The organism is Streptomyces sp. NPDC053755 (assembly GCF_040677675.1).
GTDB lineage: Bacteria > Actinomycetota > Actinomycetes > Streptomycetales > Streptomycetaceae > Streptomyces.
On the sequence record NZ_JBFASK010000012.1, the window covers coordinates 135688 to 148390 of the forward strand.

The 12703-nt window shown below is 74.5% G+C and carries 11 protein-coding genes; 3 read left to right on the forward strand and 8 right to left on the reverse strand.

What is annotated here, in order from left to right; all coding sequences use genetic code 11:
* Window positions 1–27: 27 nt before the first annotated feature.
* Window positions 28–747 (forward strand): leucine-rich repeat domain-containing protein, encoded by a 720-nt coding sequence (locus AB0K65_RS14850; protein WP_365716312.1) that lies wholly within the window; start codon window positions 28–30, stop codon window positions 745–747.
* Window positions 748–833: 86 nt separating this feature from the next.
* Here the strand turns inward: AB0K65_RS14850 and AB0K65_RS14855 are convergent, their stop codons facing one another.
* Window positions 834–1919 carry a S1 family peptidase gene (locus tag AB0K65_RS14855; protein ID WP_365716314.1) on the reverse strand — a complete coding sequence of 362 codons (1086 nt, stop codon included), beginning with the start codon at window positions 1917–1919 and terminating at the stop codon, window positions 834–836.
* 562 nt (window positions 1920–2481) lie between these two features.
* On the opposite strand from AB0K65_RS14855, the gene AB0K65_RS14860 reads away from it, so the two are divergent.
* Together AB0K65_RS14860 and AB0K65_RS14865 are read left to right on the forward strand one after the other, a co-directional pair.
* Window positions 2482–2733: a DUF6400 family protein gene (locus AB0K65_RS14860; protein ID WP_365716316.1), complete on the forward strand. Its 252-nt coding sequence runs from the start codon at window positions 2482–2484 to the stop codon at window positions 2731–2733.
* The gene (locus AB0K65_RS14865; protein ID WP_365716318.1) at window positions 2717–2950 is read left to right on the forward strand and encodes a hypothetical protein; all 234 of its coding nucleotides are present in this window, start codon (window positions 2717–2719) and stop codon (window positions 2948–2950) included. Before AB0K65_RS14860 ends, AB0K65_RS14865 begins: the two co-directional genes overlap by 17 nt.
* A 3-nt stretch (window positions 2951–2953) precedes the next feature.
* Here AB0K65_RS14865 and hypE read toward each other — a convergent pair whose 3' ends face one another.
* The 7 genes from hypE to AB0K65_RS14900 all read right to left on the reverse strand — a co-directional run bounded on the left by hypE (window position 2954) and on the right by AB0K65_RS14900 (window position 12337).
* Entirely contained in the window at window positions 2954–3994 is a 1041-nt protein-coding gene (gene hypE / locus AB0K65_RS14870) for a hydrogenase expression/formation protein HypE (protein ID WP_365716396.1), read from the reverse strand.
* A gap of 37 nt (window positions 3995–4031) precedes the next feature.
* Window positions 4032–5213, reverse strand: a complete 1182-nt coding sequence (gene hypD, locus AB0K65_RS14875; protein ID WP_365716320.1) for a hydrogenase formation protein HypD — start codon at window positions 5211–5213, stop codon at window positions 4032–4034.
* Window positions 5210–5530, reverse strand: a complete 321-nt coding sequence (locus tag AB0K65_RS14880) for a HypC/HybG/HupF family hydrogenase formation chaperone (protein WP_365716322.1) — start codon at window positions 5528–5530, stop codon at window positions 5210–5212. The genes hypD and AB0K65_RS14880 overlap by 4 nt, the downstream gene beginning before the upstream one ends.
* A gap of 10 nt (window positions 5531–5540) precedes the next feature.
* Window positions 5541–8072, reverse strand: coding sequence for a carbamoyltransferase HypF (gene hypF / locus AB0K65_RS14885; RefSeq protein ID WP_365716324.1), 2532 nt, complete (start codon window positions 8070–8072; stop codon window positions 5541–5543).
* Window positions 8069–8764 carry a hydrogenase nickel incorporation protein HypB gene (gene hypB, locus AB0K65_RS14890; RefSeq protein WP_365716326.1) on the reverse strand — a complete coding sequence of 232 codons (696 nt, stop codon included), beginning with the start codon at window positions 8762–8764 and terminating at the stop codon, window positions 8069–8071. Before hypB ends, hypF begins: the two co-directional genes overlap by 4 nt.
* A gap of 2 nt (window positions 8765–8766) precedes the next feature.
* Complete coding sequence (locus AB0K65_RS14895; RefSeq protein WP_365716328.1) at window positions 8767–9162, reverse strand: hydrogenase maturation nickel metallochaperone HypA; 396 nt, start codon at window positions 9160–9162, stop codon at window positions 8767–8769.
* 307 nt (window positions 9163–9469) lie between these two features.
* Complete coding sequence (locus AB0K65_RS14900) at window positions 9470–12337, reverse strand: LuxR C-terminal-related transcriptional regulator (protein WP_365716330.1); 2868 nt, start codon at window positions 12335–12337, stop codon at window positions 9470–9472.
* Between the last annotated feature and the right edge of the window lie 366 nt (window positions 12338–12703).

The window sequence follows — 12703 nt, forward strand, 5'->3', positions numbered from 1 at the left end:
CTGACGCGGGGGCGAGAGGAAGAAACCGTGGAGGACACCCTCGACCTGTGGCGTCGGGAACTGGGACACGTGCCCCCGTCGGTCTGGCGACAGACCGGGCTGCGCGTGCTGATCCTTGCGGACAACGGTCTCCGGACCCTCCCGCCGGAGATCGGACGACTCACCCGGCTGCACACCCTGGACCTGGGACACAACGCCCTCACGTCGGTGCCCGACGAACTGGGTGGACTGACCGGACTGAGCCGCTGCCTCTACCTGCACGACAACCGGCTGTCGCGCTTGCCGGACTCCCTGGGAGACCTGACGCGGCTGCGCTACCTCAACGTCGGCGAGAACCCCCTCACCGCCCTCCCCGGGACCCTGGGCCGCATGACCGGTCTCGTCGAACTCCGGGCACAGCACGCCCGGCTGACGACGTTGCCCGACTCCCTCGGCGACCTGCGCGACCTGCGCGAGCTGTGGCTTCGGGGCAACACGATCGAGCGACTGCCGTCGTCGACCGCCGGACTGCGCGAACTGCGCCACCTGGACCTCCGCGAGAACGCGGTGGCCGAGGTGCCGGACTCCCTGGCCGGCCTGCCGCTGCTGCGCTGGATCGATCTGCGCGGCAACCGGCTCCGCCGTCTGCCGGGGTGGCTTGCCGAGATGCCGGCGCTGGAGAAGCTCGATCTGCGCTGGAACGGGATCGACCCCTCCCTTCCGGTGCTGTGCGCACTGGAGAGGAAGGGGTGCGTCGTCCTGGCGTGAGCGCGCCACGGTGACCCGCGGCGACGTCCGACGGCGGGGACGCCTCCGGCCGGAGGCGGTCCCGCCGTCGGACGCGGGTCCCGCTGTCAGCCGATCTCGGCGCCGAACGTCGAGAGCGCCTCGGTCACGGGCTGGAAGAACGTCTCCCCACCCGACGAGCAGTTGCCGCTGCCGCCCGACGTGAGGCCGATCGCCGTGTCGCCGGCGAAGAGCGAGCCGCCGCTGTCGCCGGGTTCGGCGCAGACCGACGTCTGGATGAGGCCCTCGACCACATCACCGTTGCCGTAGTTCACGGTCGCGTCGAGTCCGGTGACCTCGCCCTCGTGAACCTGGGTGGTCGAGCCACTGCGCCGCACCTTCATGCCGACGGTGGCGTCCCCCGCCTTCGTGATGGGCTGCGCGCTGCCGTCGTAGAGGTTGACCTCGCTCGGGTGCGGGGTGTCGCCGCTGTACTTCACCAGCGCGAAGTCGTTTCCGGGGAACTGGGAGTCGACCATCGAGCCGATCGCCGCGCCGCCCGCCGAGTCCGACCACTCGCTGCCGGTCTCGCCGCAGTGCCCGGCGGTGATGAAGTGCGGCTCACCGCCCTTCACCACGTTGAAGCCGAGCGAGCAACGCCCACCTCCGGAGTGGATCGCGTCGCCGCCCGCGGCGAAGGGCTTGAACTCGCCCGCAGTGCGCTTGAGTTCCGCCTTGGATCCCAGGCTCTGCACGACCTGCCGCAGCTGCGTGAGACGCGCGCCGGAGACCGTACGGTCGGCCGTGACCACCACCTTGTTGGTGACCGGGTCCGTCGCCCAGGCCGTGCCCGGGATGGTCGCCCTCTCGGTCAGGGTCTGCCGGGCGCCGGTCAGTTCGGCGAGGGTGTGCTCGACGACGCGGGCCTCGGCGCCCGCCTCGCGTACGGACCGCGCGGCGTCCTCGGACACCACGTTCACGACGAGCGCCTTGGCGGCGGCGTCGTAGTAGGCGCCCGCCTCGGACGCGCCGAGGTCCGCCTTGAGGGAGAGAGCGAGCGTCCCGGCGGCCGGCGCCGTCAGCGCCTTGACGGAGAACCGATCCGTGCTGTCGGTGGCGTTCGCACTCTGGAACGAGATGCCCGCGATGACCAACGCGGCGACCGCTCCGCCCGCGACGGCGGTCCTTCGCCTGGTTATGCGACGGTGCTTCAAAATGACCTCCTGTGGGGGGCCGTGCCCGGACGATGTGGGGTCGCCGGTACGGAGGATGACCCGCCGCACTATTCCGATGCGTCGCAGTCGCACACAAGGCCGCCTCCCGTACGCACACGCGACAACTCGCGTGCGTTCACGAGTCCTTCACGGACGGACCCCGCCCGGGACGCCGGACGGGAGATCTGGCACGGACCCGGAGGAGACGGGGCGGACCTCTCGGCGGACCCGCACCCCTGGCTCAGACCTGCCCCCGGCCCTCTCCCGCACCCCGCGCGGACCGGCACGGCGGCCGGACCGCGCCTCCGGGGCGCCGGGGACCGGGGCAGGGGTCGGTGCACGTGAGGTGTGCCACACGAGCAGCGGGTGGGCGATCGTCCCGTGGCCGCCGCGCGGGGGACACCGTCCTCAAGTGCGCCCGCGGACACCGCTGTCGACCGGGCGGCCCATATCGGCGTGCTCACGCCGCTCATGGCCGCCCCCTGAGACCCCCCCCTTCCGTACCCGGCGCCCCCTCTGGTAGACGTGGCGAAACCTGTTCGATTCCGCCGAAAGCACCGCCATGAGCCAGGGCACCGATCCCGACCATCTCGTCTTCACCATCGACCTCACCGCCGAGGAGGCCCGCAGGCAGGCCGAAGTCGTCGCGGCGCTGGGTCCCGACTGGGACCCCGTGGCCGTCCTGCGAGGCGAGGACGAGGCGCACGCCCTGCTCTACTCGGGGCTGGACGACGAGCAGCGGCGGATCCACGCCGTGCTGGTCGAGGCGGGGGTTCTGCCAGGACGTGAGCCGGGCCGTGCGGCTTCCCATTGATCCCCACGCCGACCGGGCCCGACGCGCCTGGGTCGCCTGTCCCGGGTGTGACGACGCCCGCGACTGCGCGACCTGTACGCAGCGCCGCAACTGTCCGGAGCACTGGCGCTACCTGATCTCCAACAAGGGGCCGAGGGTCCACCTGCAGTGCCCGAACTGCACCCACACCTGGACCCTCGACACCGCTCACGGCCGTGACCGCGGCGCGCGGGGCTGACCCTCAGCAGATCCGCGGCAGCTGCTCGCCGAGCGGCATGTCGACCACCCGCGTACCACCCAGGCCGGTGCGGGCGACGACCATTCCCGGGTGCGCCTCGACGGCCTCGCCGATCACGGCCGCCCCGGCGCCCAGCGGATGCGCGCGCATCGCGGCCAGTACGGCGTCGGCGTGTTCCCGCGGGACGAAGGCGACCAGCTTCCCCTCGTTGGCGACGTACATCGGGTCGAGACCGAGCACCGCGCAGGCGTTGGCCACCGGGGCGGGGACGGGGACGGCCCGTTCCCGGAGCACGACACCGGTCCCCGAGGCGGCCGCGATCTCGTTGAGCGAGGCGGCGAGCCCTCCGCGCGTGGGGTCCCGCAGCACGTGCAGGTCCGGCGTGACCGCGAGCATCGCCTCGACGAGGCCGCCGAGGGGTGCGCAGTCGCTCTCGATCTCGACCCCGAACTCCAGTCCCTCGCGGACGCTCATGATCGCCACCCCGTGGACGCCGACGGGGCCGCTGACGATGACCACGTCACCGGGCACGACGCGCTCCGGCCGGAGGTCGACCCCGGGCGGGATCAGTCCGATCCCGGAGGTGTTGATGTAGACGCCGTCGCCGTGGCCGGCCTCCACCACCTTGGTGTCGCCGGTCGCCACCTGCACGCCCGCCGCCCGGGCCGCCGCGCCGAGGGCGTTCGCCACCCGGGTCACGACCTCGGTCTCCACCCCCTCCTCCAGGATGAAGCCGCAGGAGAGATAGGCCGCTCTGGCCCCGCTCATGGCGAGGTCGTTCACCGTGCCGTTGACGGCCAGGTCGCCGATGCTGCCGCCGGGGAAGAACAGGGGGCGCACCACGAAGGAGTCGGTGGAGAAGGCGAGCCGGACGCCGCCGAGTTCGACGGCCGCCGCGTCGGTGGTGACCGAGAGCGCGGGTCCGCCGAAGGCCGGCGCGAAGACGTGCTCGACCAGTTCGGCGGAGAGGGCGCCGCCCCCGCCGTGGCCCATCACCACGCGCGGCTGGTCCCGCAGCGGCGCCGGGCACGTCCAGGCCAGCATGTCGGGTGCCTGCTCCGGAGCGGTGACGCGGGTGAGTTCAGACAACGGAACTGCCCTCCAGGGCCGTGGACGGGGCCGTGGCGTCCTGTGCCGGGGACGCCTGCGACGGGGATTGCCGAGACGGAGTGCCGAGATCGAGCCGCCGGTAGAGGTAGTAGGCGGCGCACGCCCCCTCGCTGGAGACCATGGTGGCCCCCAGCGGCGAGCGGGGAGTGCACGTCGTCCCGAAGGCCTCGCACTCATGGGGCTTCAGCAGCCCCTGGAGCACCTCGCCGCTGCGGCACTCGGCCGGCTCGCGCGTCTCGATCCCCTCGACGGAGAACCGGTGCTCGGCGTCGTACGCCCGGTACCGCTCCGACAGCCGCCAGCCGCTGTCCGGGATGACGCCGATGCCGCGCCACGCGCGGTCGGTGACCTCGAAGACGTCGTCCAGCATCGCCCGCGCGGCCGCGTTGCCCTCGGGCAGCACCGCGCGAGGGTAGGCGTTCTCGACCGTGTGCTCCCCGCGCTCCAGCTGGAGCACGGTCCGCCGTACGCCTTCGAGGATGTCCAGCGGCTCGAACCCGGTGACGACGATCGGTACCCGGTGGCGTGCGGCGAGATCCGGGTACTCCGCCGTGCCCATCACGCTGCACACGTGGCCCGCGGCGAGGAATCCCTGGACCCGGCAGTCCGGCGACCGCATGATCGCCTCGATCGCCGGGGGCACCCGGACGTGGGAGACGAGCAGGCTGAAGTTGCGGATGCCGAGCTTGCGGGCCTGGTGGACCGTCATCGCGTTCGGCGGCGCCGTGGTCTCGAAGCCGATGCCGAAGAAGACCACCTCGCGGTCCGGGTTCCGCTCGGCGATCCGCAGCGCGTCGAGCGGCGAGTAGACGACCCTGACGTCACCGCCCTGCCCGCGTACCTGGAAGAGGTCCCGGCCGGTGCCGGGCACCCGCAGCATGTCGCCGAAGGAGCAGAAGATCACCCCGGGACGGGAGGCGATCTCCAGCGCCTTGTCGATCACTTCCAGCGGCGTCACGCACACCGGGCAGCCCGGCCCATGGATCAACTCCACCTCGGACGGGAGCAGCTGGTCGATCCCGTGCCGGATGATCGTGTGGGTCTGGCCGCCGCAGACCTCCATCAGCGCCCAGGGCCGCGTCACCGTCGCGCGGATCTCGTCGAGCAGCCGCCTGGCCAGCTCGGGGTCCTGGAACTCGTCGATGTACTTCACCGCCGCACCTCTCCGGCGACGCCCTCGTGCGCCGGCCGCTCGTCTCCCGTCGCTTCGGCGGCCGACTCCCACGGGTCGCCGAACTCCTCCTGGAGCATGCCGAGGGTCTCGAACAGCTCCAGGGTCCTCCTGGCCGACTCCTCGTCCAGCCTCTGCAGGGCGAACCCCACGTGGACGATGGCGTACTCGCCGGGCTTCAGGTCCGGCAGGTACTCCAGGCAGACCTCCTTGACCACCCCGCCGAAGTCGACCGTGGCCATCCGGGTGCCGTCCCGGTCCTCGACGTCCAGCACTCTTCCGGGTACCGCCAGGCACATGGGTGTCTCCTCACTGTCGCTCTCGTCGTGGGGTGCCGGGGGACGCGCCCTCGGTGCGCCGGGCGGCCACGACGAGCTGGCCGAGGGCCAGTCCGCCGTCGTTCGGCGGGATCCGGCGGTGGCGCAGCACAGTGAAGCCGTCCTCCCGCAGACCGTGGGCGCAGGCCGAGGAGAGCACGGTGTTCGCGAAGACTCCCCCGCTCAAGGCGACCGTCTCCACCCCGGTCCCGCTCCTGGCGGCGGCGCAGACCGTGCGGACAAGACGGGTCACGGCGTGGTGGAACCGCGCCGCGACGACGGCCGCGGGCCGGCCGTCGAGTACGTCCTCGGCCACCGCCGTCAGCAACGGTGCCGGGTCGGCGGTGAGCGCATCACCGGCCCTTCCCGCGTCCAGCCGGAACGCGTAGCGCCCATCCTCCGCCGTGGCGGGTGCGCGCAGCGCCGCCGCCTCCAGCTCGATCGCGGCCTGTGCCTCGTAACCCGCGTGGTGGCAGACTCCGGCGAGGGAGGAGACGGCGTCGAAGAGGCGCCCCATGCTGGACGTGGGGACGCAGTTCAACCCCCGCGCCAACTGCCGCTCAAGGAGCGGAAGTTCCTGCGGGGGACAGGCGCGTACGCACGGCAGGCGTGGATCGGCGGCGATGCCCGCGGCCCGCAGGTGGGCGAGGGCCATCCGGTAGGGCCGCCGGACGGCCGCGTCACCGCCGGGCAGGGGTGCGTAGGCCAGGTGCGCGAACCGGGTGAACCCGGCGTAGTCCGCGATCAGGAACTCGCCTCCCCATACGGCGCCGTCGAGACCGTGGCCGGTGCCGTCGAAGGCCACACCGATCACGGGACGGGTGCCGTCGAGACCGTGCTCCGCCATCGCCGCGGCGACGTGCGCGTGGTGGTGCTGCACCGGGACGACGGGCCGCCCGGCGGCATGCCGGCGGGCCCAGCGCGTGGACCGGTAGCCGGGATGCAGGTCGGCGGCGAGCAGGCCGGGCCGAACGCCCGTGACGGACTCCAACTGACGCTCGGCGGAGGCGAGAGCGAGCTGGGTGGCGAGGTCGTCCATGTCGCCGACGTGGGCGGAGAGCCATGCCTGACGGCCCTCGCCGAGGCAGAAGGTGTTCTTCAGGTCCCCTCCCACGGCGAGGGCGGGGGCGACGTCGACGGGCAGCGGGACGGGCAGCGGGGCGTACCCCCGGGAGCGGCGCAGCGTCAGCTGCTCGCCGTCGCAGACGCGGACGACGGAGTCGTCGCAGGGCACGTGGATGGGCCGGTCGTGCAGCAGCCAGGCGTCCGCCAGACCGGCGAGCCTGGTCAGCGCCTCCACGTCGTCGGTGACGATGGGTTCGCCGGAGAGGTTGCCGCTGGTCATGACCAGCAGCCGGGGGCCTTCCCGGCCCGGGGCGCCAAGGCCGAGGAGCAGGTGGTGCACGGGGGTGTACGGGAGCATGAAGCCGAGGTCCGGACTGCCGGGGGCCACCGCCCGCGCCGGCTCGGCGCCGTGACGCGGGCGGGCGTCGTCGCGGCGCCGCAGCAGTACGACGGGGCGGACGCCGCCGGCGAGCAGCTCGCGTTCGAGCGGGCCGAGGTACGCGAGGGGTTCGATGTCGGCGATGTCCGCCGCCATCATCGCGAACGGCTTGTCACCACGCGCCTTGCGCCGCCGCAGCTCGGCCACCGCGTCGGGGTTCGTCGCGTCGCAGGCCAGGTGATAGCCCCCGAGACCCTTGACGGCGAGGATCGCACCGGCCGCGAGCATGCGACGGGCGGCGAGCACCGGGTCGGGACGGCTACCGGCGGCGGCACGGGCTCCGGCGCCGCCGGTACGGAGTCCGGCGGCGGTACGCGGCTCGGGCCCCGACGCCTGGTCGGCCGTGAGGGTGCCGCCGGCCGCACGGGGATCGCCGTCGGCACCGGGCCCGGGCCACGTGCCGCCCGGGGCGGTGACCAGGCGCAGCCGGGGGCCGCAGTGGGGGCAGGCGACGGGCTGGGCGTGGAAGCGCCGGTCGGCCGGGTCCGCGTACTCCCGGGCGCAGTCCGGGCACATCGGGAAGCCGGCCATCGTGGTGTGCGCCCGGTCGTAGGGCAGCCCGGTGACGATGGTGAACCGCGGGCCGCAGTGCGTACACGTGATGAAGGGGTGCAGATGGCGCCGGTCGGCCGGGTCCGCGAGCTCCGCGAGGCAGTCGGCGCAGGTGGCGGTGTCCGGGGGGACGAGGGTGCGGACGGCGCCGCCCCGGCGGGAGGGCACGATGACGAAGCCGCTGCCGCCGCTCGCCGCCACGTCGGCCGTCTCGACCGATTCCACCCGGGCCAGCGGTGGCGCCTCGGAGGCCACACGCGCGCAGAAGGCGGCCACGTCCGCGGGGTCGCCCTCGACCTCCGCGACGACGCCGTCCGACGTGTTGGTGACATGCCCGCACAGGCGCAGCCCGGTGGCGAGGGCGTAGACGTAGGGCCGGAACCCGACGCCCTGCACGACACCGCGCACGACCACCCGGCTGCGCCTCGGGGCGGTCTCGGGTGCGGTCGCGGGCCGCGCGGTGGTCACGCGCCGACCTGGGCCATCACCGGGGTGTGGAGGCCGGAGCCCTCGGCCGCGGCGAGGGCGCGGTCCACCAGGACGCCGGCGCCCCGGCCGTCGCGCACCGAGGTGAGGACGACCTCGACGCCGGGGTTGACCTGCTGCACGTTGTGGCGGAAGGCCGTCTCGTCGAATTCCGCCGCCTCGGCCATGTCGGTCTTGGTGACGACCACCAGATGGGCGAGGCCGAAGGCGGTGGGGTACTTGAGGGGCTTGTCCTCCCCTTCGGTGACGGAGGCGAGGGCGACCCGGAGGGACTCGCCGAGGTCGTAACCGGCGGGGCAGACGAGGTTGCCGACGTTCTCGACGAACAGCAGCCGGGTGGACTCGGGAAGCCAGTCGTGCAGGTGCCGGGCGACCATGTCGGCCTCCAGGTGGCACAGGCCGTCGGTGAGCACCTGCTTGACGGGGACTCCGGAACGGGCGAGCCGTACGGCGTCGTTCTCCGTGGCCAGGTCCGCGGTGAGCGCGGCGGCGCCGACGCCCCGCTCACGGGCGAGCCGCAACTCGCGTTCCAGCAGGGCGGTCTTGCCGCTGCCCGGGCTCGAGAGCAGGTTGACGAGGGTGGTGCCCCGGGCTGCCAGTTCGGTGCGCAGGATCCCCGCCGCGGCCTCGTTCTTGGCGAGGACGGCACGCTGGAGGTCGACGGCTCGGCACATGCTCAGCTCTCCTCGGAGATCGGTTGACGGCCTCGTTCGCGTACCGTCGCGGGGTCGGCCCAGCGGACCTCCCGGATCCGCAGTTCGCGGCCGGAGACGAGCTCGGCGGCCGCGGCCCCGCAGCCGGGACAGAGCAGTCGCGGCGGCATGCCGACCGCCCAGGACGTGGCGCACGGTTCACAGCGCGCGGTGCCGGGGACGGTCCGGGTGATCAGTTCGGCGCCCTCGACGACGGTTCCGGCGCAGGCGAGTCCGAAGCAGAAGGCGAGCGCGTCGGCGACGACGCCGGCCAGCTCGCCCACGTCCAGCCGGATGCTGGCGACCCCCACGGCGCCCCGCGACCGCGCGGCCGTCTCGACCTGGTCGACGACGGCCACCGCGACGGACATCTCGTGCATCGGGCTCCGTCCTGGACGCGGGGGTGTCTCTCGGGCGCCATTAGAGGACGGACGGGCGGTGGGGAGCCGCCCGCCGCGCCGGTCCGCGCGGCGGTGTCGTCCGTTCGGTGGAGCACCCCGGCGGACGGGCCGAAGCGCGGACGGGCTGCGCGGGGGCGGCCTGCGGCGCGGTGGTGCTGCCGGGCGGGCGGTCGGGCGGTCGGGCGGTCGGGCGGTCGGGCGGTCGGGAACGACGCCTACGACTCCTGGTGCACGCGCGCCCGCGGGTCGTCCCCGGGCCGCTCCCGGGGCGTGCCGCCCGGGCGGCCTACCCCCACGCCGCCCCGCCCTCCTCGGCGGGGACGGCGGCGTGCGCGGCGGCGATGGCCGTACGGGAGGTGACGTTCAACTTCCGCATGACGCTGGCGACATGGTGCTCGACCGTCCGGGTGGACAGGACGAGGCTCTCGGCGATCTCGCGGTTCGCCCGGCCGCGGGCGACGAGCACGGCCACCTCCTCCTCCCGGGGGGAGAGACGGTCGCCGTAGCCGAGGCGCCCGCGCCGGTGGGTGGTGACGACGTCGTGGCGGCGCAGGAGCCGGTGGCAGCGGGCCACGTCCCAGCGTGCCCCGAGCTCCTGGTAGGCGGTGATCGCGGCTCGTACGGTCGCCGCCGCCTCCTCCCGCCCGTCGTGGAAGAGGCACCGCCCGCGGGCCTCCGCCGCGCGGGCAGCGTCGAAGGGGCGGCCCAGCCGCCGCCACGCGGCCTCCGCACCGCCCAGCATCGCGGCGGCCTCGGCGGGGCGGCCGTCCGCCTCCGCCAGCAGGGCCCGGCCCACGGCGAGCGCGGCCGCTGCGGCCGGGGCGTCGCAGTCGGCGGTCCCGGCGGCGAAATCCTCGACGAGCCGGTGCGCCCGCGCGCTCTGCCCGCTGCCGTGCAGCGCCTCGACGGCGGTGGGGACGACCTCGGTGGCCCACACCCAGCCGCCGGTCCGGCCGAGGTGGTGCAGCGCCGTCTCCACCGCGTCGCAGGCCCGTCCGGGCCGCCCCGCCTCCAGGTGCAGACGGGCGAGGGCCGCGGCGGAGGCGGTGAGGATGAACCCCGTGTCGTAGCGGGTGGTACGGGCGGCCTCGGCGAGGTCGCGGCGGGCGGCGAGCACGTCGCCGAGGGCGTGGAGCGCGGTGAGTCCGCGCACGAGCATGGCCTCGGCGGTCAGGTCGGGGATGTCGCGGTACGAGCGGGTGGCACGGTCGGCGGCTTCGTACAGCTCGGCCCACCGCCCCTCGTGCCAGTCGACGACCAGGCGCGCGGTCTGCGTCAGCCCCTCCAGATACGGGCTGAACGTGGCGGCGAGTCCGGCACGGGCACGGTCCAGGAACTCCCGGGCCCGCGCGGTGTGCCCGAGAGCCGTGGTCGCGTGCGCCAGGTTGGCCCACCCCCGGGCCTGTTGGGCGGCCTCCAGGGCGGAGGCCGGCGGACGGCGCAGTTCGTCGGCGCATGCCCATGCGCGCCGGTCGCCGAGGAGCATCAGGGCCGTGACGCGGTTCGCGGCGACCGCTGCCCGGGTCACGGGATCGGTCAGCGTGTCGCCGACGGCCTCGATCTTCTCCAGCCAGCTCCGGTGGCGGCTGACCGGCCACCCCTTGATGGAGGGGATGGCCGCCACGGACATCGCTCGGGCGGCGGTCTGCGGATCGGACGCCTCCAGATCGGGGATGGCGCGGGCGATCTCGTTCAGGCTGTCGAGTGGCGCGGCGCTCTGGTTGCGCAGGACGACGCTCAGGTGGAGCCGGATCTCCCCGCGCAGCCGGGGCGGCGGCGCGTCCTCCTCCAGGACGCGCCGGACGGCGTTCACCACGTCGTCGCCGGCGCGGGCGAGCTGGGCGGTGCGGGCCAGCTTCGCGGCGGTGCGGATGCGGGTGGCTGCCCGGGGCTCCTCGGCGATGGCCGTGGTGTACCGGGCCGTCGCGGCGGCGTAGTCGCCCTCGGCAGCGGCCCGGTCGGCCGCCGCGACCAGGTACCGGGCGGCATCGCCGGGCCGGCCGGCCGTGCCGTACAGACGGGCCAGGTCCGCCAACGGCAGGGGCCTCTCCACTCGGTGCAGCGCCCGTGCGGCGCGCAGGGCGAGCCGCTCCAGCCGGGGCCCGGGGATCTCCTCGTACACCGCCTGACGGTCCAGGGGGTGCCGGAACCCCGTCCGGCGTCCGTCGGTCCGCAGCACCGCGCACCGGACGGCGAGGGCCACGGCCCGCTCGGCGTCCCCGGCCGGCACCCCCGCCGCCTCGGCCAGCACGTCCACGGCGACCGGCCGGTCGAGCAGCGCCGCCGTCTCCACGATCCGGTCGGCGTCGTCGGTGAGCGGCCCGCGCCGACGGGCCAGGTCCCGCCGGAGGATGGGCGGCACCCCGGCGGCGTGCACGTCCGCCATCCCGGCCTGCCCGCCGTCGACTCCGGTCGGTTCGCCGCGTCCGACCTCCCTCAGCAGGGCCTCGACCGCGCCGGGCAGTCCGCCGGTACGGCCGTGCACCAGCTCGGTGAAGCCGGGTTCGGCGGTCCGCCCGCCGAGCCGCCTCCGGACGTACTCCCCCGTCTCCCGCACGGTCCACGGCCGGACGACCACCTCCTCCGTCGGGACCCGGCATCCGACTCCGATGCCGAGGACGGGCAGACCCGGGGCGGCGCGCTCGGTGACGACCAGCCGGAGGGCCGACGGCATGGACGCGGTGAGGTGGCGCAGTACGTCGAGGGTGCGGGCGTCCGCCGCGTGCACGTCCTCCACGACCAGCACGGCCGGGCCCAGAGCGGCGAGCAGGGCCCGTACCCCCCGTGCGAACAGGACCTGCTCCAGCGCCGGGGCGAACTCCCCCGGCGGCGGCGGCAGTCGGTCCGCGAGTTCCGGGACCATCGTCCCGACGATCCCGGTCACCGGCGGCAGTGCGAGGTCCGGCCGGTACGGGAGTGCGGCCAGCGCGTCGACGACGGCGGAGAGGCACTGCTCCCCCGCGGGGTCGGGGCAGGTTCCGCGCAGGTGCGTCCAGTCCGCGCACACCGGGTCGGCCAACAGCGCGTCCACCAGGCGGGAGGCGCCCGCCCCGGCCTCCCCCCGCACGATCGCCAGGCACGGGCCCCGCCCCATCGCCGAGCGGAGGCGACCGAGCTCGGCGTCCCGGCCGACGAGACCGGCAGGACCTTCCACTGACTCCTCCTCCACGCCTGACGACGCCCTCACCCGACACCGTTCACCCGACACCGACCCGACGGTGTGCGCCCGACGCCGTAAGCCCAGACCGCACGCCTTCCGCGTCCGCCGTCCGCTCCCGCCGGTCGTCGGCGTTCGACTCCCGCTGCCACACCTGGCACTCCCGGCCCTCCGCGTGAGCGGGTGCTGGGTGGTCTACCGGCTCGCCACCCCCGACGCAATAGGGGTTCGCCACCCAAGGATTGACGGGGTCGCCGGACCGTGGCTCCCCCACCCGGCCGCGGATCGCGGCGCTCCCACTCTTTGGGTAGCGCTACGGATTGCCCGGTTCCCCTCCCTCGGCCGAAGCTCTGGGCGGTCGGA

Bases quoted from the DNA above. Each gene is read 5' to 3' on its own strand.
- AB0K65_RS14895 (WP_365716328.1), bottom strand. From the start codon at position 9,162: ATGCACGAGATGTCCGTCGCGGTGGCCGTCGTCGACCAGGTCGAGACG.
- AB0K65_RS14880 (WP_365716322.1), bottom strand. From the start codon at position 5,530: ATGTGCCTGGCGGTACCCGGAAGAGTGCTGGACGTCGAGGACCGGGAC.
- AB0K65_RS14860 (WP_365716316.1), top strand. From the start codon at position 2,482: ATGAGCCAGGGCACCGATCCCGACCATCTCGTCTTCACCATCGACCTC.
- hypE (WP_365716396.1), bottom strand. From the start codon at position 3,994: ATGCTGGCCTGGACGTGCCCGGCGCCGCTGCGGGACCAGCCGCGCGTG.
- hypB (WP_365716326.1), bottom strand. From the start codon at position 8,764: ATGTGCCGAGCCGTCGACCTCCAGCGTGCCGTCCTCGCCAAGAACGAG.